Raw genomic sequence first — 20,342 nt, 5'->3', positions numbered from 1 at the left:
AACACCTCGAATACTCACCGGTAATTGTGCGATTACTCAACTTCGCACGGTGACGGTACGGGCGCGGACGGATTCCGATCGATATGCTGCGCGAATGAGTCGATGGGAGTTCGTCGGCCGCACGGTTGAGCTCAACCGCCTGCTGGAGGCGGTGACCGGTGAGGCCGGCCGAGGGCTCTTCTTCAGCGGCAGCGCTGGCATCGGCAAGAGTCGCCTACTGCGCGAGGGCGTGGGCGCGTTGCCCACCGACCGGTTCGCGATCTGGTCCATCGCCGCCAGCGCCACCACCGCGGCGCTGCCGTTCGGTGGGCTGGTCCAGGTCCTCCCCGCCGAGCAACCCCAGGGCCTCTCCCCCGCCGGCATCCTGCGCTGGGCGCTCAACGTGCTGCAACAGCAGGCGGCCGGCCGGCGGATCGTGCTCGCCATCGACGATGCCCACCTGCTCGATCCCCCCTCGGCCGCACTTGTGCATCTGGTCGCCCGCGCCGAGAACGCCACAGTGGTCGGCACCCTGCGCGACGGCGAGCAGATCCCGCTGCCGATCCGCGCACTCTGGACCGACGACCTGGTCGAGCACGTCGAGCTGGCCCCGATGCCGCAGGAGGAGACCACCGACCTGCTGGCGGCGATGCTGGGCGGCCCGGTCGACGCCGGCTCCGCCGACCGGCTCGGCCAGCTGTCGGCCGGCAACCCCCTGCTGCTGCGCGAGCTGGTGCACGCCGCCAACGGCAGCGCCGAGCTGAAGCGCACGTACGGGATCTGGAAGTGGACCGGGCGACTGGAACTGGCGCCCAGCCTGACCGACCTCATCGACACCCGGGTCGGCAAGCTCACCGACGGCGTCCGCGCGGTCGTCGAGCTGGTCGCGTTCGGCGAACCACTGGGCCTGCACCTCCTCAGACAGGCCGCCGAGCAGTCGGACGTGGAGACCGCCGAGGAACGCGGGCTGATCACCGTCGATCAGCACGACCGGCGCACCAACGTCCGGCTGGCGCACCCGCTCTACGGCGAGGTGATGCGCCGTCGCTGCCCGGTCAGCCGCACCCGCCGACTTCAGGCACACCTCGCCGAGCTGCTCGAGCAGGTCGGCAAACGCCGACGCGACGACCTGTTGCGGGTGGCCGTCTGGCGACTCGACTCGGGCACGGCACAGGATCCGGCTCTGCTGCTGGACGCCGCGGTGCAGGCGTTCACCCGCTACGACGTGCCGCTGGCGACCCGCCTGGCGCGGGCCGCGCTGCACGCCGACGGCGGCTACGACGCGGCTGAGCTGCTGGCCACCATCCTGATGTTCGCCGACCGCCCCGACGAGGCGATCGACGTCCTCGACGCGGTCACCCCCGAGCCCGGCGACGAGCGGCGGCTCTGCCGCTGGCTGACCGTACGTGGCATGGTCAGCTACTGGGGACTGAGCCGGGAGTCCACGGTGGAGGAGATCGCCAGCCGGGTCGAGCAGCTCAGCGATTCCGCCGACCGGTCCCGGGTGCACGCGTTCGAGGCGATCATGCGTCTGCACCGACTGGACACGGCCACCGCGGTACAGCTCAGCCGACGAGTACTGGACCGGCCGGCGGCCGGCGTCGCCGCCCGCGAGCTGGCCCGTTCCACCATCGCGTACGTCCAGGCCGCGCAGGGCGAGCTGACCCGCAGCGGTACGGCGATCGCCCAGGTGCACTCGGCCGCGGCGAGCTGGCGCACCGACATGCCGTACCTCCAGTTGGCCCTGGAGCTGGCCCGAGGCACCCGGCTCATGCTCACCGGCGACCTCGCCGGGATCGACTCGATAGTGGCCGACGAGTTCGCCGATCTCGCCGGAGCCGGCGACTTCCGCCTCGGCACCGGCTACCTGGCCATCCTCCAGGCGTACGCGGCTCGGCTGCGCGGGCAGAGCGACGCGGCCATGCGGACCTCCCTGGGTGCCTGCGCGGTGCTGGCCACGAGTCGGGTCTACGCCGGTCTGGCCCAGGCCGAACGCGCCCAGGCGGCGGCGCTGCGTGGTGACGCCGTGCAGGCGGTTGCGGCGATGGCCGAAGCCGACCGCACCCACGCGCCGGGCATGTCGGTGCTCTACCCGTGGCTGGAGCAGGCCCGGGGCGCGTCGCTCGCCGCCTCGGGCGACCTGCCGGGCGCTGTCAAACACCTCGGTGACCTGGTGGATCGGCTGCGCTCGGACGGCTTCGCCGGGCACGAGGTGCACGTCCTGCACGACCTCGTCCGACTCGACCAGGCAGGAATGGCGGTCGGCCCCACCTGCTCCGACGGTGGTCGGCGCACCGTCGCGCAGCGCCTCGCCGAGCTCTCCGAGCGGGTCGACGGGGTGCTCCCGCCGCTGCTGGCGCGGCACGCCCGCGCCGCGGTGACCGACTCTCCCACCGATCTGCTCGCGGTCGCCGACGACTATGCCGCCCTGGAGTTGACCGTGTACGCCGCCGAGGCCAGCTCCCAGGCCGTCCAGCGGTTGCGCCGGCAGCACTCGGTTGCCGCCAACGACGCCCGGGAGCGCCTCGCCGGGTTGCTCGGGCGCTGTGACCTGATCCGGACGCCGGCGCTCCAGGCCGGCGCGCCAGTGCTCACCGAACGGGAGTGGCAGGTGGCGCGACTCGCTGCGCACGGCGCTCCCAGCCGGGCCATCGCCGAACGGCTCTACCTCTCGGCGCGCACCGTGGAGAACCACCTCCAGCGGATCTACGCCAAGCTCGGCGTCACCGGCCGGGCCGAGCTGTGGGCGGCGTTGCGCTCGATCCCGGGCCACGACGGCGGCGACCCGAGCTGAACCTTAGGCTGGGGCGGTGAGCATCCACCGCCCCGCGCTCCTGACCGACCACTACGAGCTGACAATGGTCAGCGCGGCACTGAAGGACGGCACCGCCGACCGCCGGTGTGTCTTCGAGGTGTTCAGCCGCAGGCTGCCCAGCGGGCGCCGGTACGGCGTGGTCGCCGGGACGGCCCGACTGATCGAGCTGATCCGCGACTTCCGGTTCGACCCCACCGAGGTGGAGTTCCTGTTGCGGACCGGGGTGGTCGACGAGACGGCGGCGGCGTGGCTCACCGACTACCGCTTCACCGGCGACATCGACGGGTACGCCGAGGGTGAGCTGTTCTTCCCCGGTTCACCGATCCTCACCGTCTCCGGCGGCTTCGCCGAGTGTGTGGTGCTGGAGACGCTGGCGCTGTCAGTGCTCAACCACGACTGCGCGGTGGCCGCCGCGGCGGCCCGGATGGTGACAGCGGCGCGGGGCCGGACGCTGATCGAGATGGGGTCGCGTCGGGCACACGAGGAGGCGGCGGTGGCCGCGGCGCGGGCCGCGTACCTGGCCGGGTTCCGGTTCACGTCGAACCTCGCCGCCGGCGCGCGCTACGGCATCCCGACGGCGGGCACGGCGGCGCACGCGTTCACCCTGCTGCACGACGACGAGCGGGCGGCGTTCGCCTCGCAGGTCGCCACGCTGGGCAAGGACACCACGCTGCTGGTCGACACATACGACATCAGCCAGGGCATCCGCAACGCCATCGCGGTGGCCGGGCCGGACCTGCGGGCGGTACGGATCGACTCCGGCGACCTCGCGGTGATCGCTCAGCAGTCCCGGGAGTTGCTCGACTCGCTGGGCGCCACCGAGACCAAGATCATAGTCTCCGGTGACCTGGACGAGTACGCGATCGCGTCGCTGGCCGCCGAACCGGTGGACATGTACGGCGCCGGCACGGCAGTGGTCACCGGCTCCGGGGCACCGACCGCCGGGCTGGTCTACAAACTGGTCGAGGTCGAGGGACGGCCGGTGGTGAAACGCTCCGAGCACAAGGCCACCATCGGCGGCCGGAAGGTCGCGGTCCGCCGGCACAAGCCGACCGGCACCGCCACCGAGGAGGTCATCGTCCCGCAGGGCGTTCCCGACCGGCAGCCCAACGACCGCGTGCTCCAGCAGTCGTACGTGGTCGCCGGTGAGTCGGTGTCGCTGCCCACCCTCGACGAGTCACGGGAACACCTGCGGGAGTGCCTGATCTCCATCCCGTGGGAGGGACTGAAGCTCTCGGCCGGCGACCCGGCCGTGCCGGTCACCGTCGTACCCGCTGGCTGAGTCATCCCCGAGCGCCACCGACCGACGTGCGGAGAGAGGAAACCCCCCGATGGCCAACGCGCTGATCATCGTGGACGTGCAGAACGACTTCTGCGAGGGCGGCTCGCTTGCCGTCGCCGGCGGCGCAGGGGTGGCCGCCGGCATCTCCCGGTTACTGGCCGCCGAGCCGGACCGGTGGACGCACGTGGTCGCCACCAAGGACTACCACGTCGACCCGGGTGCCCACTTCGGCGATCCGCCGGACTTCGTGGAGTCCTGGCCCCGGCACTGCGTGGTCGGCACCACCGGTTCGGAGTTCCACCCGGAACTGGACACCGCCCGGGTCGAGGCGATCTTTCACAAGGGCGAGCACGCGGCCGCGTACTCCGGTTTCGAGGGCCATGCCGACGACGGCGAGTGCCTGGCCGACTGGCTGCGTCGGCGCGACGTGGACCGGGTCGACGTGGTCGGTATCGCCACTGACCACTGCGTCCGGGCGACCGCGCTGGACGCCGCCCGGGAGGGTTTCGCCACCACCGTGCTGCTGGAGCTGACCGCCGCCGTCGCCCCGGCAACCACCGACGTGGCCCTGCGCGCGATGGAGGGCGCCGGGGTGATCATGCACGGCCAGCCTGTGATCAGGGCCGCATGAGGCGCTAATTGGTTGGCCAAGGGGCCGCCACCGGTCGAAGATGTCGCCGGAGGTACGGACCCACGTGAACATGAAGCCTTACCGGCGGGCGCTCGCCCTGCCCGGTCTGCGGTCGCTGCTACTGGTTGCCGTCCTCGCCCGCATCCCGCTCACCGCGACCGGGGTGACGTTGACCTTCCACGTGGTGCTCGATCTTGATCGGGGCTACGGGGCGGCCGGCCTGGTGGGTGCGGCGGTCACAGTGGGCGCGGCGATCGGCGGGCCGTTGCTCGGCCGACTCGTGGACCGGCGTGGACTGCGCCCGGTCCTGGTGCTCACCGCCATCGCCGAGGCGATCTTCTGGTCCACAGCGCCGACGCTGGCGTACCCCGTGCTCCTGCCGGCCGCCTTCGTGGCCGGCTCCCTGGCCCTGCCCATCTTCTCCGTGGTCCGTCAGTCGATCGCCGCACTGGTCCCCGAGGACCAACGCCGACCGGCCTACGCACTGGACTCGATGTCGGTGGAGCTGTCCTTCATGATCGGCCCGGCGTTGGCGGTGGCCCTGGTCACCGCGATCTCCGCGCAGACCACCATGTACCTGGTCGGTGGCGGCATCGTCGCCGCCGGGATCGCCCTGTGGGTGGTCGACCCACCGATCCGGGAGGCCACCGAGCCCACCGGCCCACAACGCCGGGTGCCGCGCCGGGAGTGGCTGACCCCCCGACTGCTCGCCGTCCTGGCGCTCAGCGCGGCGGCGACCCTGGTGCTCGGGGGCACCGACGTGGCGGTGGTCGCCGTCCTGCGGGCCAGCGGCGAGGTCGGCTGGACCGGCGTGGTCCTGGCCATCTGGGCGGTCGCCTCGCTGGCCGGCGGTTTCGCCTACGGGGCCGTACACCGCTCGTTCTCCCCGCTGACGCTGACCGCCGCACTGGCAGTGTGCACCATTCCGGTGGGGTTGGGCGGTGCGCACTGGTGGCTGCTGTGCCTGGCGCTGATCCCCGCCGGAGCGCTCTGCGCGCCGACCATCGCGGCCGGCTCGGACGCGGTCAGCCGCCTGGTTCCGGCCGAGGTACGCGGTGAGGCGATGGGTCTGCACGGCTCCGCGGTCACCGTCGGCATCGCGGTCGGCGCGCCGCTCGCCGGCGCGGTGATCGACGCCAGCGCGCCACTCTGGGGCTTCGTGGTGACCGGTGCGCTCGGCGCGCTGGTCACAGTGGTGGTGCTCCCGATCGAGCTGCGCCGCCGCCGCATCGCCGATGCGGCCACCCCGCCGCCCGTCGAGGCCGACCTGACCCCCACCGCCCGCTGACGGCCCCACCGTCGCAGCAGGCTGTCCTCCGCCTGGTCCGGCTGGGCCTGCTTTGGCCCGCCTGGCTTACGGAGCCGGCGTCGCTCCTGCGGGGCGCATCTCCGGGTGGCGGTAGTGCCGACGAGCGATATACCTGTGAGGCATAAATATGACTCACAGGTATATGCGTTGTGGGCATGTGTGCCGGCTGGCGGCGGTCGAGGTGGTCGAGGTGATCGCCGACCGGCGCCTGTCGCGGTGGTTCAAGCAGCCGGACAGGCGGACCAGGCCGGGCCCGCGTGGTGGATGGCAGCTGCCGGTGAACGGGATGGAACTGCGGGAACGAGGCCAGACGCGAGAGTGACAGCGGGCTGGACATGGCGACGGGCGCCGCTCCCGGTGTCCCGGGGGCGGCGCCCGTCGTACTGCTGAGCTTTGCGCGTCAGTGCCGGTCGACGTCGCTCGCGGTGTCCTCGCGGTAGCTGGCTCCGCCGTCCGACTCGCTGGTGAGCGGCTTGGCGCCACCCTCCGGCGGGCCGGCCAGGCTCTGGCCGCCGGCCGCCAACTCCGGGAACTTCGCGTCGAACGCCGGCCGCTCGGAACGGATCCGCGGCATCCGGTCGAAGTTGCGCAGCGGCGGCGGGCTGCTGGTCGCCCACTCCAGCGAGTTGCCGTGACCCCAGGGGTCGTTCACCTCGACCACCGGGCCGGTCTTGTACGACTTCCAGCAGTTGTAGATGAACGGCAGCGTGGAGATACCGGTGATGAACGCACCGATCGTGGAGATCGTGTTCAGCGTGGTGAAGCCGTCGCTGGGCAGGTAGTCGGCGTACCGACGGGGCATGCCCTCGTTGCCGAGCCAGTGCTGCACCAGGAACGTGGTGTGGAAGCCGATCATGGTGAGCCAGAAGTGCACCTTGCCCAGGCGCTCGTCGAGCATCCGGCCGAACATCTTCGGGAACCAGAAGTAGATGCCCGCGAAGACGGCGAACACGATGGTCCCGAAGAGCACGTAGTGGAAGTGCGCCACCACGAAGTACGAGTCCGACACGTGGAAGTCGATCGGCGGGCTGGCCAGCAGCACACCGGTGAGACCACCGAACAGGAAGGTGACCAGGAAGCCGACCGCCCAGAGCATGGGCGTCTCGAAGCTGATCTGGCCCCGCCACATGGTGCCGATCCAGTTGAAGAACTTCATACCGGTCGGCACGGCGATCAGGTAGCTCAGGAAGCTGAAGAACGGCAGCAGCACCTGACCGGTGGCGAACATGTGGTGCGCCCAGACGCTCATGGAGAGCGCGGCGATCGCGACGGTCGCGGCGACCAGACCCTTGTAGCCGAAGATCGGCTTGCGGGAGAAGACCGGGATGACCTCGCTGATGATGCCGAAGAACGGCAACGCCACGATGTAGACCTCGGGGTGCCCGAAGAACCAGAACAGGTGCTGCCAGAGCATCGGCCCACCGGTTGCCGGGTCGTACACGTGCGCGCCGAGGATGCGGTCCGCGGCGAGCGCGAAGAGCGCGGCGGCCAGCAGCGGGAAGACCAGGATCACCAGGAGGCTGGTGACCAGGATGTTCCACGTGAAGATCGGCATCCGGAACATGGTCATGCCGGGCGCGCGCAGGGTCAGCACCGTGGTGATCATGTTCACGGCGCCGAGGATGGTGCCCAGGCCGGAGATGGCCAGACCCATGATCCACATGTTGGCGCCGACGCCCGGCGAGTGCTCGACGCTGCTCAGCGGCGCGTACGCGAACCAGCCGAAGTCAGCGGCGCCACCCGGGGTGATGAATCCGGCGGTCGCCATCGTCCCGCCGAACAGGTACAGCCAGTAGGCGAAGCTGTTCAGCCGGGGGAAGGAGACGTCGGGCGCGCCGATCTGGATCGGCACGATGTAGTTCGCGAACGCGAACACGATCGGCGTCGCGAAGAACAGCAACATGATCGTGCCGTGCATCGTGAAGAGCTGGTTGTACTGCTCGGGCGACAGGAACTGCAGCCCGGGTCGGGCCAGCTCAGCACGCATGACCAGAGCCATCAGGCCACCGATCATGAAGAACACGAACGCGGTGATCATGTACATGATCCCGATTTGCTTCGCGTCCGTGGTTCGCAGCAGCCGCGCGATGGCCGACCCCTTGACCGGCTCCCGGACCGGCCAGGGCCGGGTCACGACCGGCTTGGGTGCGACGGTGGTCACGAGTGGCCTCCGGTTCTCGGTTGTCCCGCTCGGCACACGCTGGTTATCGGCGGGCCGTCATCCGCAAGGAGGATAGTCCCCGGCAGGTCGCAGCGCCGCGTGGGGTGGCGTGACACGATCTACTACGGGCCTACAGCGGGCCGAGCAGGAGCCGGTAGTGCTCCCCGAAGATCCGGTCGCCGCGTCCGCGCAGCAGCGGGTCGCGCAGCGCCGGCGGGACGTCCCTGGTGCGGTTGCGGTCCCGGGTCCGGTCCCGCACCCATCGGGTACGCGGACGGCGACGACTTTCGTACGCCACGAGCGCCGCTTCCACGCTGTTGGCGGCCCGCAGCGACTCGGCCAGCACCACGGCGTCCTCCAGGGCCATGGCCGCACCCTGCGACAGCGTCGGCGCGGTGGCGTGCGCCGCGTCGCCGACCAGCAGGACCCGCCCCCGGTGCCAGCGACCCAACTCCACCTCGTCGGTGATCCCGACGTGCACCTCGTCGAGGGCCGCCAGCACCTCGGGTACCGGGCCGCGGTAGTCGGCGAAGAGGTCCCGCAGCCGGGTCAGCGGGTCGGCGGGTTCCTCGGTGCCGGCCTCGTCGGCGTAGAGGTGCAGCCGCCCGGCACCGATCGGCACCATCAGGAACCCGGAGCGCTGGCCGAGCAGTGCGGTCCACTCGGTGACCGGTGGGCCGTCGCGCAGGACGGCCCGGTAGACCACCTGCCCGACCGGGCGCGGCGGCCCACCGAGCGCGGCCAGCGCACGGACCGAGGAACGTGGCCCGTCGGCGCCGATGACCAGGTCGTACTCCGTGGTGGTGCCGTCGGTGAAGGTGACGCCGACAGCGCCCGGGAGCAGGTCCAGGGTGCGGACCTCGGCGCCGTGCCGGACGGCGCCGCCGGCACCGCTGAGCAGCACCCGGTACAGGTCGGCCCGGGGCAGCGCCCGGCACTCGCCGACGCCGGCCCAGAGTGCGTCGAGGTCGACCTCGCAGAGTTGCGCGCCCGCGGCGTCGAAGAACCGCTGCCGGCGGATCACCTGACCGATCGGCCGGACCGGGTCGTGCAGGTCGAGCCGGTGTAGCGCGCGGGCGGCGTTGCCGGGCAGGTAGAGACCGGTCTCGGTGGACTCCCCCGGCGGCAGCTTGTCGGTGACGTCGGGCCGGAAGCCAGCCAGGCGCAGTGCCCTGGCGACGGCCAGGCCGGCGATGCCCGCGCCGACGACGAGGATGCGCAGGGGGGAGCCACCCATGGTGGTGTACGCCTCCGGAGGGGGAGCGGCACGCGTTGGAGGCAACACGCTACTCGGAGCGATCGGCGCACACCAGGCCCAATCGGCCCGTACCCCGCCGCTCGTCGGTGGGCCGCGCCGCTTGGCTGGCCGTGCGTGGCCAGCCGTCCGGCGGGGCATGGCAATCCTCACAATTCACCAGTTCGACGCGGACGGTTGCGCAGCAGTTTCAGACATGTAAATGTGTCGTTGAGCGTGGGAGCGCTCCCGCACTGCCCCACCACATCCGGCGCCCGGCACGCGCCGAGTCGAGGAGTGTCATGAAACGTCAACTTCGGGCCCTGGCCGCCGCCGGGTTGCTGGTCGCCAGTTCGCTGGTGGCAGTAGCCCTCGGCGGCAGCGCCTCCGCCGACACCCAGATCTGCGAACAGTACGGCTCGACAGTCATCCAGGGCCGCTACGTGGTGCAGAACAACCGCTGGGGCACCACCGCCCAGCAGTGCATCAACGCCACCAACAACGGCTTCGAGATCATTACTCAGAACGGCAGCAGCCCCACCAACGGGGCGCCCACCGCGTACCCCTCGGTGTTCCTCGGTTGTCACTACACCAACTGCTCCCCCGGCACGAACCTGCCGATCCAGGTCAGTCAGATCAGCAGCGCCACCAGCAGCATCTCCTACCGCTACGTCAGCGGCGCCACCTACAACGCGTCGTACGACATCTGGCTGGACCCGTCGCCGAAGCGGGACGGGGTGAACCAGATGGAGATCATGATCTGGCTCAACCGGCAGGGTCCGATCCAGCCCATCGGCTCGGTCGTCGGCACCACGAACCTGGCCGGCCGCACCTGGGAGGTCTGGCGGGGCAGCAACGGCTCCAACAACGTCATCTCCTACGTGGCGTCGTCGGCGATCTCCAGCCTGAACTTCAGCGTGCTGGACTTCATCAACGACACCCGCAACCGGGGCGCGATCACCAACTCCTGGTACCTGACCAGCATCCAGGCCGGCTTCGAGCCGTGGCAGGGCGGCGTCGGCCTCGCGGTGACCTCGTTCTCGGCCAACGTCAACGGGGGCGGCCAGCCGCCTACCAACCCGACGACCCCGCCGCCGAGCGGTGGCGCGAGCTGCGCTGTGAAGTACACGGCGAACTCGTGGAACAACGGCTTCACGGCCGACGTGCAGATCACCAACACCGGGTCCAGCGCGATCAACGGTTGGACGCTCACCTACGGCCTGCCCGGCGGGCAGCAGGTCACCAACGCCTGGAACGCCACGGTGAGCCAGAGCGGGTCGACGGTGACCGCCCGGAACGTCGGTCACAACGGGTCGGTCGCACCCGGGGGCACGGCCAGCTTCGGCTACCAGGGGACGCTGAGCGGCTCGTACTCGTCGCCGACCAGCTTCTCGCTCAACGGGGCAACCTGCTCCCGCTCGTGAACTGACGGTGGGGGCGCGACCATCCGGTCGCGCCCCCACCGCTCACGAGGCCGGGGTCAGACCCGGGTGAGGCGTACGGCGTCGGCGATGACCAGGCCGGCGGTGTTGCTCCACCGGCTCACGCCCACCCGGTTGGCGTCACCGGCCGGAAGTGTGAACGTGCCGAGGACCCGCCACTGCCCGCCGGTGGCCCGTTGGTCGACCCGGACGGTCTGGTTGCCGGCGCTGGTGGCGACGATGTACGGGGCGGCGCTGTTGTAGCCGGAGTTCGCCGGCCACCATGCCTCGACGCGGTAGCTGGCGGTGGCCGGGACGTTGAACCTGTACCACGCGACGTCGCTGGCGGCGACCGGATCCGCGTAGCGGTAGTCGGCGCCGTAGCGCTGACTGGAGTACGACGACACGCCCCAGTTGGCGCTGGCGGCGAACCGACCGGTGGTCGTGTTGTCCACAGTGGAAGACCAGGCCGCGCCGCCACCGGCCATTCTCGCCGCCACGTCGGCGCGCATGACGTTCAGGTCGATGAAGGACGGGTCGATCTTGCCGGTGGTGCTGGTCTCCCGGTGGCCCCGGGCGTAGCTGCTGTCCCGGCCGAGCCGGGTGAGCACGGCGGCGGTGGCGGCGAGCGACGCGTTGTACTGCGCGGCCGTCATCTCCTGGTTGACGCCGTTGTAGTCGATCTCCCATCCGATCATCAGGGTGTTGCCGTCCCCGGCCGGGATCGGCCCGCTGCCGCCGCTGACCCCGGCGTGGTTGCACCGGCCGGCGGAGATGACGTGGAAGACGCCGTTGTAGTCGACGAGCGCCTGGCACAGCGGGCCCGGCAGGTCGGACCGGCCGTTGATGCAGATGCCGAGCGCCGGGTGCGGGTTGCTGGCGCTGGAGGTCGAGGCGGTGTGGTGCCAGAGCACCCCAATCGGGTCGAACGAGCCGGGCCGCATCCGGTTGAGCCAGTCCCCCTCGACCACGACCTGGACCCCGGCGGCGCGCAGCACGTCCACCAGCCAGGGAATGGTCGCCATCAGGCGTCCTGAAGCAGGTCGGCGAGGCACTCGGCCTTCGGCGCGGCGCTCGCGGAGGCGGGTCGGGTGACGACGGTCAGCGCGGCGACCACCAGGGCGGGGATGCCGAGCACCCCTCGGCGGGGCAGACGGATGGACGGGGTTCGGGCCATGGCGATCCTCCAGCGACGGCGGGTACGAACGGATCGACGAACGTGATGACGGGACGCTATACCGTCACGTGCGTCGATGTCGATACCCTTCATTGCCGGGTCACGCGCTGAAGGAATTCGCCGATTCAGACCTCGCCGAGCGCGTCGATGTCGCGCATCTCCTCCGCCGTGAGCGAGAAGTGGAGGACGTCGAAGTTGGCGGTGATCCGCTCCGGGGTCACCGACTTCGGGATCACCACGATCTCGTGGTCGATGTGCCACCGCAGCACCACCTGCGCCGGGGACACGCCGTGCGCGCCGGCGATCCTGGTCAGCACCGGGTCACTGAGGTCGCTGGTCTTGAACGGGCTGTACCCCTCCAGCACCACGCCCCGGTCCCGGTGCTCGGCGTGCCGCTGCCGGTCGTACAGCGACGGGCTCCACCGGATCTGGTTGACCGCCGGGTTCTCCTCGGTGGACTGGATCAGCTCGTCGATCTCCGCGGTGCTGTAGTTGCTCACCCCGACCGCCCGGGCCAGGTTCTCGTCACGAGCGGCGAGCAGCTCGCGCCAGAGTGGGATGCTGTCCCCCGGCGACGACGGCGGCCAGTGGATCAGCCAGAGGTCCACGTGCTCGACGCCGAGCGCCTCCAGGCTGGCCTCCAGCGTCACGCGCTCCCGGCCCACCCGGTCCGGCGGGAGCTTGGTGGTGATGAAGAGGTCCTCCCGACGCAGCCCGCTCTCCCGTACCGCCCGGCCGACCTCCCGCTCGTTGCCGTAAACGGTGGCGGTGTCGAGGTGCCGGTAGCCGGTGTCGAGCGCGGCCAGCACGGCGTCGTAACCGGCCTGGCCGGTGGCCTGCCAGGTGCCGAAGCCGAGCAGGGGCATCCGCACGTCACCGGGGAGCAGTGCGGTGGGCTGGTCGGTGAGGTCCATGAGGTCCGTTCTACCCCGCCGCGCCCCCGGCCGCCGAGCGAACCGGACACTCCGGCGTCCAGCGCACCGGTCCGGTTTGCCGGAGAATGCGGGTGTGACCGACCGGCTGGACGAGTACCGGCGACGGCGGGACGCGGCCCGCACACCCGAGCCGGTGCCGTCGGAGAGCCCGTCGCCGTCCGGCGCTGACGCCGACGCCGAACGCTTCGTCATCCAGCAGCACCACGCCCGCAGCCTGCACTGGGACCTGCGCCTGGAGCACGAGGGGGTGCTCGCGTCCTGGGCGGTGCCACGCGGCCTGCCCCGCGATCCGGGTCGCAACCACCTCGCCGTGCACACCGAGGACCACCCGATGGAGTACCTCGACTTCGCCGGTGAGATCCCCGCCGGTGAGTACGGCGGCGGCCGGATGCTGATTCACGACCGGGGCACCTACCGCTGCGAGAAGTGGCGCGACGACGAGGTGATCGTGACGCTCTCCGGAGAGCGGACCGCCGGCCGTTACGTCCTCTTCGCCACCGGAGGACGGGACTGGATGGTCCGCCGCACCGACCCCGCGCCGCCGGGCTGGACGCCGATGCCGGACGTGGTCCGACCGATGCACACCACGCCCGCCGCCGGGCTCCCCCGCGACCGCGCCGCCTGGGGGTACGAGCTGCGCTGGGACGGCGTCCGGGCGATGGCGTACGTCTCCGGTGGGCGGCTGCGGCTGCTCTCCGAGACCGACGAGGAGATCACCGGCGGGTATCAGTGGCTACGCGCGATGGCCGAGGCGCTCGCGCCCACCGAGGCGGTGCTCGACGGTGTGCTGGTCCGCATCGACGGCGCCGGGCGGGTCCGCCCGGTCCGGCCGGTCACCGGCAGCCGGGTCCCCGCCGGCGCCCAGTACCTGATCGTCGACCTGCTCTGGTTGGAGGGCGTGAGCAGCGTAGACGTGCCGTACGCGCAACGCCGGGAGCTGCTCGATGGGCTGGTCTTGTCCGGTACGCACTGGCAGACTCCGCCGTGGTTCCCGGGCGCGGGCGACGAGGCCCTGCGTGCCGGGCGGGAACAGGGCCTGCCGGGCGTGGTCGCCAAGCGACTGGACTCGGTCTACCAGCCGGGGCGGCGCAGCCGGCACTGGCTGAGCATCGACGCGGTGTGACGGCGAGGAGCGACGTGTACCTGACTCACCTGGACTGCCCGCGCTGCGGCAAGGAGTACGCCGCCGACCGGTTACAGAATCTCTGCGGGTGCGGGTCGCCACTGCTGGCCCGCTACGACCTGCCGGCCGTGGCGAAGGCGGTCACCCCGGAACGCTTTCCGCTGCGCCCGGCCGACCTGTGGCGTTACCGGGAGGTGCTGCCGGTCGCCGACCCTCGGCACGTCACCACGCTGGGTGAGGGCTGGACGCCGCTGTTGCGGGCTCCGGCGTACGGCACCGAGATCGGCATCGCGGACCTGATGGTCAAGGACGAGGGGCTGGTCCCGACCGGCTCGTTCAAGGCCCGGGGCGCGGCGGTCGGGGTGAGCCGGGCCCGCGAGCTGGGCGTCGAGCGGATCGCGATGCCCACCAACGGCAACGCCGGGTCGGCCTGGGCCACCTACGCCGCGCGGGCCGGAATCGGCGCGACCATCGTCATGCCGCTGGAGGCGCCGAGCATCTGCCGGCGCGAGTGCGTGGCCGCCGGTGCCGACCTGCGCCTGGTCGACGGGCTGATCGGCGACGCCGGTCGGCTGGTGGCCGAGCTGATCGCGGAGTCGAACGGGGCGTTCTTCGACGCCGGCACGCTGCGCGAGCCCTACCGGCTGGAGGGCAAGAAGACGATGGGGTACGAGATCGTCGAGCAGCTCGGCTGGCAGACGCCGGACGTGATCATCTATCCGACCGGCGGTGGGGTCGGCCTGATCGGCATTCACAAGGCGCTGCACGAGTTGCGCGAGCTGGGCTGGATCGGCGACAAGCTGCCCCGGCTGGTGGCGGTGCAGTCCACCGGCTGCGCGCCGATCGTGCGGGCCTTCGCCGCCGGCGAGGATCGGGCGCAGCCGTGGGCGGGCGCGCACACTGTGGCGTTCGGCATCACGGTGCCGGCCCCGCTGGGTGACGAGCTGATCCTGGCGGCGCTGCGGGAGTCCTCCGGCACGGCGGTCGCCGTCGACGACGCGGACATCCTGGCCGATCTGCGGGACTTCGCCGCCCGGGAGGGGCTGCTGCTCTGCCCGGAGGGGGCGGCCTGCCTGACGGCGGCCCGGCAACTGCGCGCGGGCGGGTGGATCCGGGCCGGCGAACGGGTGGTGGTGCTCAACACCGGTGCCGGGCTGAAGTATCCGGACACTGTCGACGTCTCCGGCGTACCCCTGATGGGGTGAGGTGGCGGCGCCCCGCGGACCGGGCGGTACGCGGGGCGCCGTCGTGCCGCTCTACTGGTAGGTGATGTCCGAGGGTGAGTAGAGGCAGTTGACGCCGTCGGCGCCCTCGCCGATCTCGGTCGGCTCGCTGCCCTTCGGCACACCCTTGTACTTCACGCAGATCGAGGTCTCCCGGTCCGGGTCGCCGACGATGGTGATCCGGCTGAACCGGGCGGTGTCGCCCCAGTTGGTGTTGATGCCAGCGATCGCGTCGGTGTTCCGGACGATCACGTTGTCGATCACCACGTGCCGCTGGTACGACGTGGAGCAGTTGCCGCAGGCGCGGTAGAGCTTGCCGGCGTTCTCCACCCGGAAGTTCTTGATGTGGACGGTGCCCGAGCCGTTGTGCTGGAAGACCTTGTCGCTGGCGGAGCGGGCCCCGCCGCCGTCGACGGTGTACGTGGTGCCGCCGCGGAAGGTCGCCGCGTCCTCGCCGACGTCCTCCCACCAGACGTTGATCAGGGTGCAGTTGCCCTCGCAGTGCACGCCGTCGCCGGCCGGAGCACCGATGATCACGTTGCGCAGGGTGGCTCCCGCGGCCAGCTCGAACATCGGGTCCTGGCTCTCGCTCTGCCCGCCGTCGCCGATGCCGTAGTAGCGCTTGAGCCCACCGTCGAAGGAGCCGGAGACCGGGATCGTGGCGTCCACCTTCTGGCTGCCGGTGGGCGTCGGCCAGCCAGCCGGCGGAGGTGTGGTGGTCGGTGGTGGCGTGGTGGGTGGCGGAGTGGTGGTCGGCGGCGGCGTGGTCGGGGTGCCTCCGCCGGACGAGTCGACCAGCACGTCGTCGAAGCCGCCACTGGCGTACGCGGTGACCAGGCCGATCCGGCCCGCGCCGGCCAGGCTGTTGCTGCCGGACGCGATCTGGGTGCCGTTGACGAAGCCACGGATGGTGCTGCCGCTGGTCTCGATGCGCAGGTTGTACCAGGCGCCGGTGCCGATGCTCAGCGCGGCGGAACCGATCGCCGTGACGGAACTGCCGTTGACCGCCTGGAGCTCGGCGCGTCCGGAGCCGAGCAGGGCCAGCCGGTACATCTTGGTGCTGCTGGTGGAGCGGGCGGCGAGCCCGACCAGGGCACTGGACGAGCCGAAGCTCGTCGGCCTGACCCGGGCCTGCACGGAGTAGTTGGTCCAGCTGGTCTGGCCGGCGAACTGCCGGGCCAGCTCGCTGCCGGCGTTGGACTGGTTGAGCACGCCCGAGCCGTCGACGGTCCAGGTGCCGCCGGACTTGGACCAGCCGGAGGTGTCGCCGTCGGTGAAGTCGTCGCTGAAGACGGTGGCCGCGAAGGCCGAGGTCATGCCGGCGGCGAGGGCCGCCGCGGTCACCCCGGCGCCGACCGCCAGCAGGAGTGGTCGGCGGCCGGAGAGTCGTCTTTTCTGCACAGGTGTCCTCCTTGACGCATGTGGTGGCGATCCCTCGGCGGCCGTACCGAGACGTGTCGGCACGGCGTGCTGCGCTGAACGGGATCGGTGTGCGCCCCGCCGGACGCCCGGATCCGAAGCGGAGCGAAGTGGGATCAAAGCCCTGGGGAAAGGGCTTTCCCACTCCTTCGAGGCTAGGACCGCCCAACCATAAGCGTCAATGCCTGGCGCTTGCAGGTCTGTTGCAGGATTCCGGCCGGGACGAAACCCGGACCGATCAGTAGCTCTCCGGCTCGGTGATCCGCCAGGCCGCGTTGATCAGCCCGATGTGCGAGAGCGCCTGCGGGGTGTTGCCGAGCTGCGCGCCGGTGGTGAGGTCGATCTGCTCGCTGAACAGCCCCACGTCGTTGGCGTACCCGACGACCCGCTCGAAGAGCGCCTCGGCGCGCTGCGGCTCACCCGTCATCACCAGGCACTCCACCAGCCAGAACGAGCACAGCAGGAATCCGGCCGGGTCGGTCGTCCAGCGCCGCAGCAGGCCGTCCTCGGTGCCCAGCTCGCGCTCGACCATCGCGATCGTCGAGCGCATCCGCGGGTCGGTGGCCGGCAGGAAGTGCGTGACCGGCAACGCGAGCACCGAGGCGTCCAGCTCCGCCGATCCGAACGCGCCGGTGAACGCCCCGATCCGTTCGTTCCACCCCTCGCGCAGCACCGTGTCGCGGATCTCGTCGCGTATCCGCGCCCAACGATGGAGGTCGGCCCGATCACCGAGTCGGTCGGCGAGCCCCACCGCCCGGTCCATCGTCAACCAGCAGGAGACCTTGGACGAGACGTAGTGGCGCTCCTCGTCGCGGGTCTCCCAGATGCCCCGGTCCGGCAGGTGCCACGTCGCGGCCACCTGCTCGGTCAGCCCGAGCACCATCTCCCGCAGCTCCTCCTCGAACCGCGCGCCCAGATAGTCGCGCAACCGCCACACCGCCGACATCACCTCACCCGGCACGTCGAGCTGCCGCTGCCGCCAGGCGTCGTTGCCCACCCGCACGGGTCGACTGTCGCGATAGCCGCGCAGGTGGTCGCAGTGGTGCTCGGAGAGGTCACGCTCCCCCTCCAACCCGAAGATCACCGGCACGGGCTCATCGCCGAACCGGCCGATCGAGCGGGTCGCCCAGGCGAACAGGCGGGACGTCTCGTCGGGGCAGGCCGCCACCCAGAGAGCCCGCATGGTCAACGAGAAGTCCCGCAACCAGGAGTAGCGGTAGTCGTAGTTCCGGTCGCCGCCGATCTGCTCCGGCAACGAGGTGGTCAACGCGGCGGCGACAGCGCCACTGCGGGCGTACGTGAGGCCGGTCAGGACCGTCGAGCTGTGTTTGACGAGTTCGGCGTAGCGGCCGGAGTACCCGTGCGTCTTCCGGAACGCCTGCCACGCCTCTGTCGTCTCGGCGAGGGTGGTCAGCGGGTCCACCCGGGCCGGCGGGTCGCCGTACGCCTCGCCGAACGCGAGGTCCATCCCGATCACCTGACCGGCGGAGACCTCGAACTCGTGGGTCACCCGGTCGGTGCCCGCCCGCAGGTGCAGACCGGCGGCGCGCAACATCAGCACCACCGGGCCGGCGCCGGCCAGCACCCCGCCGTCCGGCTGCTCGTGCAGGTACGGCGTGAGCAGGCCGTACTCCGGGCGGGGCGCGAAGTCCAACGCCATCCGTACCCGCCCGGAGAGCCCCTCGACCACCCGGATCAGCACGGCGGGTGAGTTCTTGCCCAGTTCGTGGGCGCGGGCACCGACCTCGGCGGCCAGCGCGTCGGTGACCGCCACGCTGCCGTGCGGGGTGTGGTGCACCGTCCGCAGCACCAACGTGTCCGGCAGGTACGCGCGCTCCATCCGGTGACCCGGGCCGCCGACCCCGACCGGCGCCAGCCGGAAGTGGCCGGCTCCCGGGTCGAGCAACCGCGCGAACACGGACGACCCGTCGAACCGGTGCGGGCACCACCAGTCGATCGAGCCGTCCTTGCCGACCAGGGCACCCGAACGAGAGTCCGAGAGGAACCCGTAGTCGGAGATCTGCGGCTGCTGCTCCACCCGCCGGGGGTACCCGCATCGGCCCGGATCAGACGGATCACTCGGTCGGTGGCTCGTCCTCGCCCGCCGCCTCGGCCGCGTCGGCCTCTTCCTTGGTCTTGTGCACGGCCTTGTCGGCGTGCTCCGGCGGCCCGTAGACCGTGTAGAGCACCAGCGGGTTGGGACCGGTGTTGACGAAGTTGTGCTTGGTGCCCGCCGGCACCACTACCAGGTCGCCCGCGACGACCTTCCGCTTCGCCCCGGCGACCCGCGCCTCGCCGACGCCGCTCACGAAGGTGAGGATCTGGTCGATGTCCTCGTGCACCTCCTCGCCGATCTCGCCGTCGGCGGGGATGGTCATGATGACCAGCTGGGTGTGCTCACCGGTCCACAGCACGCGCCGGAAATCCGGGCTCTTCTCGGCGACAGTCGCGATAGTGAAATGCTCCATGTCCACGCTCATACCCCGTCCGGGGGCGCGTCACGCCGGGACTGGCGAATGGTGCAATTCCCCACTGCTGGCGGGTTTGGATCCTCCCGGACCGGGGATCGACAACGCTGACCGGCGCGAACGGCCGGTCGAGCCAGGTCCCCGCCGACGTACCGCCGAACGGCTGCGGTGGTGGGAGACGGCCAGAGCACGGCGACGTTCCGACCACTGTCGAAACGGCGCCGTGCGCTCTTGTGGGCCTGGGGCCTAGCGGTGCAGCCAGGTGAGCAGATCGGATGGGGCCAGCGCCGCGACCCGTTGCTGGTAGCGGGCCAGACCGGTCTCGTCCAGCAGGTCGCGTCCCTGGCCTGAGCCTCCCCGGCGAAAGAACGCCTGTCGGTCACGCAGCACGCCGAGCGTGTCCGGTGCGAGCCGGTCGGCGCGCTCCCGCATACGAGCGAAGGTGGCGGCCTCAACCAACTCCGGCCCCGGGCTGGGGAGTCTCCACCTGTCGGCCAGCCGGCGCATCTCACCGCCCAGATCCGCCAGCAGGTCGTCGTAGTGCACCAGCTCGACGTTCGGCTCGTGCCGGCGGGCCCACCCGTCACTGAGGTGCATCAGCACCCCGGGCAGCGAATCCAGCTCGGCGCGGGGGTCCACCTCCCGGTCGACCCAGCTCAGCAACCACTCCCGCACCGGGGGCCGCTCCCGGGGCGGCCCGTCCGGGGCGGGTTGGCCGGTCAGCTCGGCGATGCGCGCCCGGTCCAGGTTGGCGCTCTGGTGGTAGAGGGAGACCGCCAGGTCCAGCGGGTGCCGGGCCACCACCACGTAGTGCGCCCGAGGGTCGAGCGGCACCCCGTCCAGCGGGGTGTGCGTCTTGATGAACCGCCGGTGTGGTTGGGCGGCCAGCCGGGCGTACACCGTGGCCTGCGGCTCGCCCAACCAGTCCAGCCACGGGGACAGCACGGTCAGCGGCGCCGGCAGCTCCGGGGTACGAAGCACCAGGAGCGCGCAGATCATCTGCATCCAGGTGGTGCCGCTCTTGGACCGGGTGCTGATCACGAGGTCGCCGTCGCGGAACGGGAAACCGGTCCATCGCGCGCTGTCCTCTTCGTCGGACTGGTAACGGCGAATCGGCGTGGGCACCGGTGGATGGTAGTCGCCGAACCGACAGTCGAGCAGCCGA

16 protein-coding genes are annotated in these 20,342 nt (G+C 71.2%); 7 read left to right on the top strand and 9 right to left on the bottom strand.

Going from position 1 to position 20,342, the window contains the following annotated elements:
- Positions 1-94: 94 nt before the first annotated feature.
- From PSH03_RS30790 to PSH03_RS30775, 4 genes are read left to right on the top strand one after another with little or no spacing between them, the layout of a single operon-like run.
- On the top strand, positions 95-2,773 hold the full coding sequence (locus PSH03_RS30790; RefSeq protein ID WP_238691176.1) for a LuxR C-terminal-related transcriptional regulator: 2,679 nt from the start codon (positions 95-97) through the stop codon (positions 2,771-2,773).
- 16 nt (positions 2,774-2,789) lie between these two features.
- On the top strand, positions 2,790-4,076 hold the full coding sequence (locus tag PSH03_RS30785) for a nicotinate phosphoribosyltransferase (protein WP_210780949.1): 1,287 nt from the start codon (positions 2,790-2,792) through the stop codon (positions 4,074-4,076).
- Positions 4,077-4,125: 49 nt separating this feature from the next.
- Entirely contained in the window at positions 4,126-4,707 is a 582-nt protein-coding gene (locus tag PSH03_RS30780) for an isochorismatase family protein (protein ID WP_112672439.1), read from the top strand.
- Positions 4,708-4,747: 40 nt separating this feature from the next.
- Positions 4,748-5,995, top strand: coding sequence for an MFS transporter (locus PSH03_RS30775; RefSeq protein ID WP_238691175.1), 1,248 nt, complete (start codon positions 4,748-4,750; stop codon positions 5,993-5,995).
- Between the two features lie 421 nt (positions 5,996-6,416).
- Here the strand turns inward: PSH03_RS30775 and ctaD are convergent, their stop codons facing one another.
- Positions 6,417-8,177 (bottom strand): aa3-type cytochrome oxidase subunit I, encoded by a 1,761-nt coding sequence (gene ctaD, locus PSH03_RS30770; protein ID WP_210780947.1) that lies wholly within the window; start codon positions 8,175-8,177, stop codon positions 6,417-6,419.
- Between the two features lie 130 nt (positions 8,178-8,307).
- Positions 8,308-9,414 carry an FAD-dependent monooxygenase gene (locus PSH03_RS30765; protein WP_210780946.1) on the bottom strand — a complete coding sequence of 369 codons (1,107 nt, stop codon included), beginning with the start codon at positions 9,412-9,414 and terminating at the stop codon, positions 8,308-8,310.
- Between the two features lie 299 nt (positions 9,415-9,713).
- Here PSH03_RS30765 and PSH03_RS30760 point away from each other — a divergent pair, with 299 nt between their 5' ends.
- Positions 9,714-10,835: a glycoside hydrolase family 12 protein gene (locus PSH03_RS30760; RefSeq protein ID WP_238691174.1), complete on the top strand. Its 1,122-nt coding sequence runs from the start codon at positions 9,714-9,716 to the stop codon at positions 10,833-10,835.
- Positions 10,836-10,891: 56 nt separating this feature from the next.
- On the opposite strand, the gene PSH03_RS30755 is transcribed toward PSH03_RS30760, so the two are convergent.
- The 3 genes from PSH03_RS30755 to PSH03_RS30745 form a co-directional block, all read right to left on the bottom strand.
- Positions 10,892-11,857, bottom strand: coding sequence for a golvesin C-terminal-like domain-containing protein (locus PSH03_RS30755; protein WP_238691173.1), 966 nt, complete (start codon positions 11,855-11,857; stop codon positions 10,892-10,894).
- On the bottom strand, positions 11,857-12,009 hold the full coding sequence (locus PSH03_RS30750; protein WP_238691172.1) for a hypothetical protein: 153 nt from the start codon (positions 12,007-12,009) through the stop codon (positions 11,857-11,859). The genes PSH03_RS30755 and PSH03_RS30750 overlap by 1 nt, the downstream gene beginning before the upstream one ends.
- A 125-nt stretch (positions 12,010-12,134) precedes the next feature.
- A complete protein-coding gene (locus PSH03_RS30745) occupies positions 12,135-12,923 on the bottom strand; it encodes an aldo/keto reductase (protein ID WP_238691171.1) in 789 nt (262 codons plus the stop codon).
- Positions 12,924-13,017: 94 nt separating this feature from the next.
- Between PSH03_RS30745 and PSH03_RS30740 the strand changes: the two genes are divergently transcribed.
- On the top strand, positions 13,018-14,067 hold the full coding sequence (locus tag PSH03_RS30740) for a DNA polymerase ligase N-terminal domain-containing protein (protein WP_238691170.1): 1,050 nt from the start codon (positions 13,018-13,020) through the stop codon (positions 14,065-14,067).
- Positions 14,068-14,081: 14 nt separating this feature from the next.
- Positions 14,082-15,272, top strand: a complete 1,191-nt coding sequence (locus tag PSH03_RS30735) for a threonine synthase (protein WP_238691169.1) — start codon at positions 14,082-14,084, stop codon at positions 15,270-15,272.
- 51 nt (positions 15,273-15,323) lie between these two features.
- Here PSH03_RS30735 and PSH03_RS30730 read toward each other — a convergent pair whose 3' ends face one another.
- From PSH03_RS30730 to PSH03_RS30715, 4 genes are all read right to left on the bottom strand, one after another.
- Positions 15,324-16,691 carry a pectate lyase gene (locus PSH03_RS30730; RefSeq protein ID WP_238691168.1) on the bottom strand — a complete coding sequence of 456 codons (1,368 nt, stop codon included), beginning with the start codon at positions 16,689-16,691 and terminating at the stop codon, positions 15,324-15,326.
- A 256-nt stretch (positions 16,692-16,947) separates the two neighbouring features.
- Positions 16,948-18,747: a glycoside hydrolase family 15 protein gene (locus PSH03_RS30725; RefSeq protein ID WP_238691167.1), complete on the bottom strand. Its 1,800-nt coding sequence runs from the start codon at positions 18,745-18,747 to the stop codon at positions 16,948-16,950.
- 37 nt (positions 18,748-18,784) lie between these two features.
- On the bottom strand, positions 18,785-19,177 hold the full coding sequence (locus PSH03_RS30720) for a cupin domain-containing protein (protein WP_091397116.1): 393 nt from the start codon (positions 19,175-19,177) through the stop codon (positions 18,785-18,787).
- A gap of 246 nt (positions 19,178-19,423) precedes the next feature.
- Complete coding sequence (locus PSH03_RS30715; RefSeq protein WP_210780938.1) at positions 19,424-20,302, bottom strand: sulfotransferase domain-containing protein; 879 nt, start codon at positions 20,300-20,302, stop codon at positions 19,424-19,426.
- Positions 20,303-20,342 lie beyond the last annotated feature (40 nt).

It is taken from the genome of Micromonospora salmantinae (assembly GCF_022230905.1).
GTDB classification, from domain to species: Bacteria; Actinomycetota; Actinomycetes; order Mycobacteriales; family Micromonosporaceae; genus Micromonospora; species Micromonospora salmantinae.
The sequence above is the reverse complement of the archived record's forward strand: the minus strand, read 5'-3'. Positions and strand labels throughout refer to the sequence as shown.

Bases quoted from the DNA above. Each gene is read 5' to 3' on its own strand.
- PSH03_RS30790 (WP_238691176.1), top strand. From the start codon at position 95: ATGAGTCGATGGGAGTTCGTCGGCCGCACGGTTGAGCTCAACCGCCTG.
- PSH03_RS30775 (WP_238691175.1), top strand. From the start codon at position 4,748: ATGTCGCCGGAGGTACGGACCCACGTGAACATGAAGCCTTACCGGCGG.
- PSH03_RS30720 (WP_091397116.1), bottom strand. From the start codon at position 19,177: ATGGAGCATTTCACTATCGCGACTGTCGCCGAGAAGAGCCCGGATTTC.
- PSH03_RS30780 (WP_112672439.1), top strand. From the start codon at position 4,126: ATGGCCAACGCGCTGATCATCGTGGACGTGCAGAACGACTTCTGCGAG.
- PSH03_RS30760 (WP_238691174.1), top strand. From the start codon at position 9,714: ATGAAACGTCAACTTCGGGCCCTGGCCGCCGCCGGGTTGCTGGTCGCC.
- PSH03_RS30765 (WP_210780946.1), bottom strand. From the start codon at position 9,414: ATGGGTGGCTCCCCCCTGCGCATCCTCGTCGTCGGCGCGGGCATCGCC.
- PSH03_RS30755 (WP_238691173.1), bottom strand. From the start codon at position 11,857: ATGGCGACCATTCCCTGGCTGGTGGACGTGCTGCGCGCCGCCGGGGTC.
- PSH03_RS30750 (WP_238691172.1), bottom strand. From the start codon at position 12,009: ATGGCCCGAACCCCGTCCATCCGTCTGCCCCGCCGAGGGGTGCTCGGC.
- PSH03_RS30745 (WP_238691171.1), bottom strand. From the start codon at position 12,923: ATGGACCTCACCGACCAGCCCACCGCACTGCTCCCCGGTGACGTGCGG.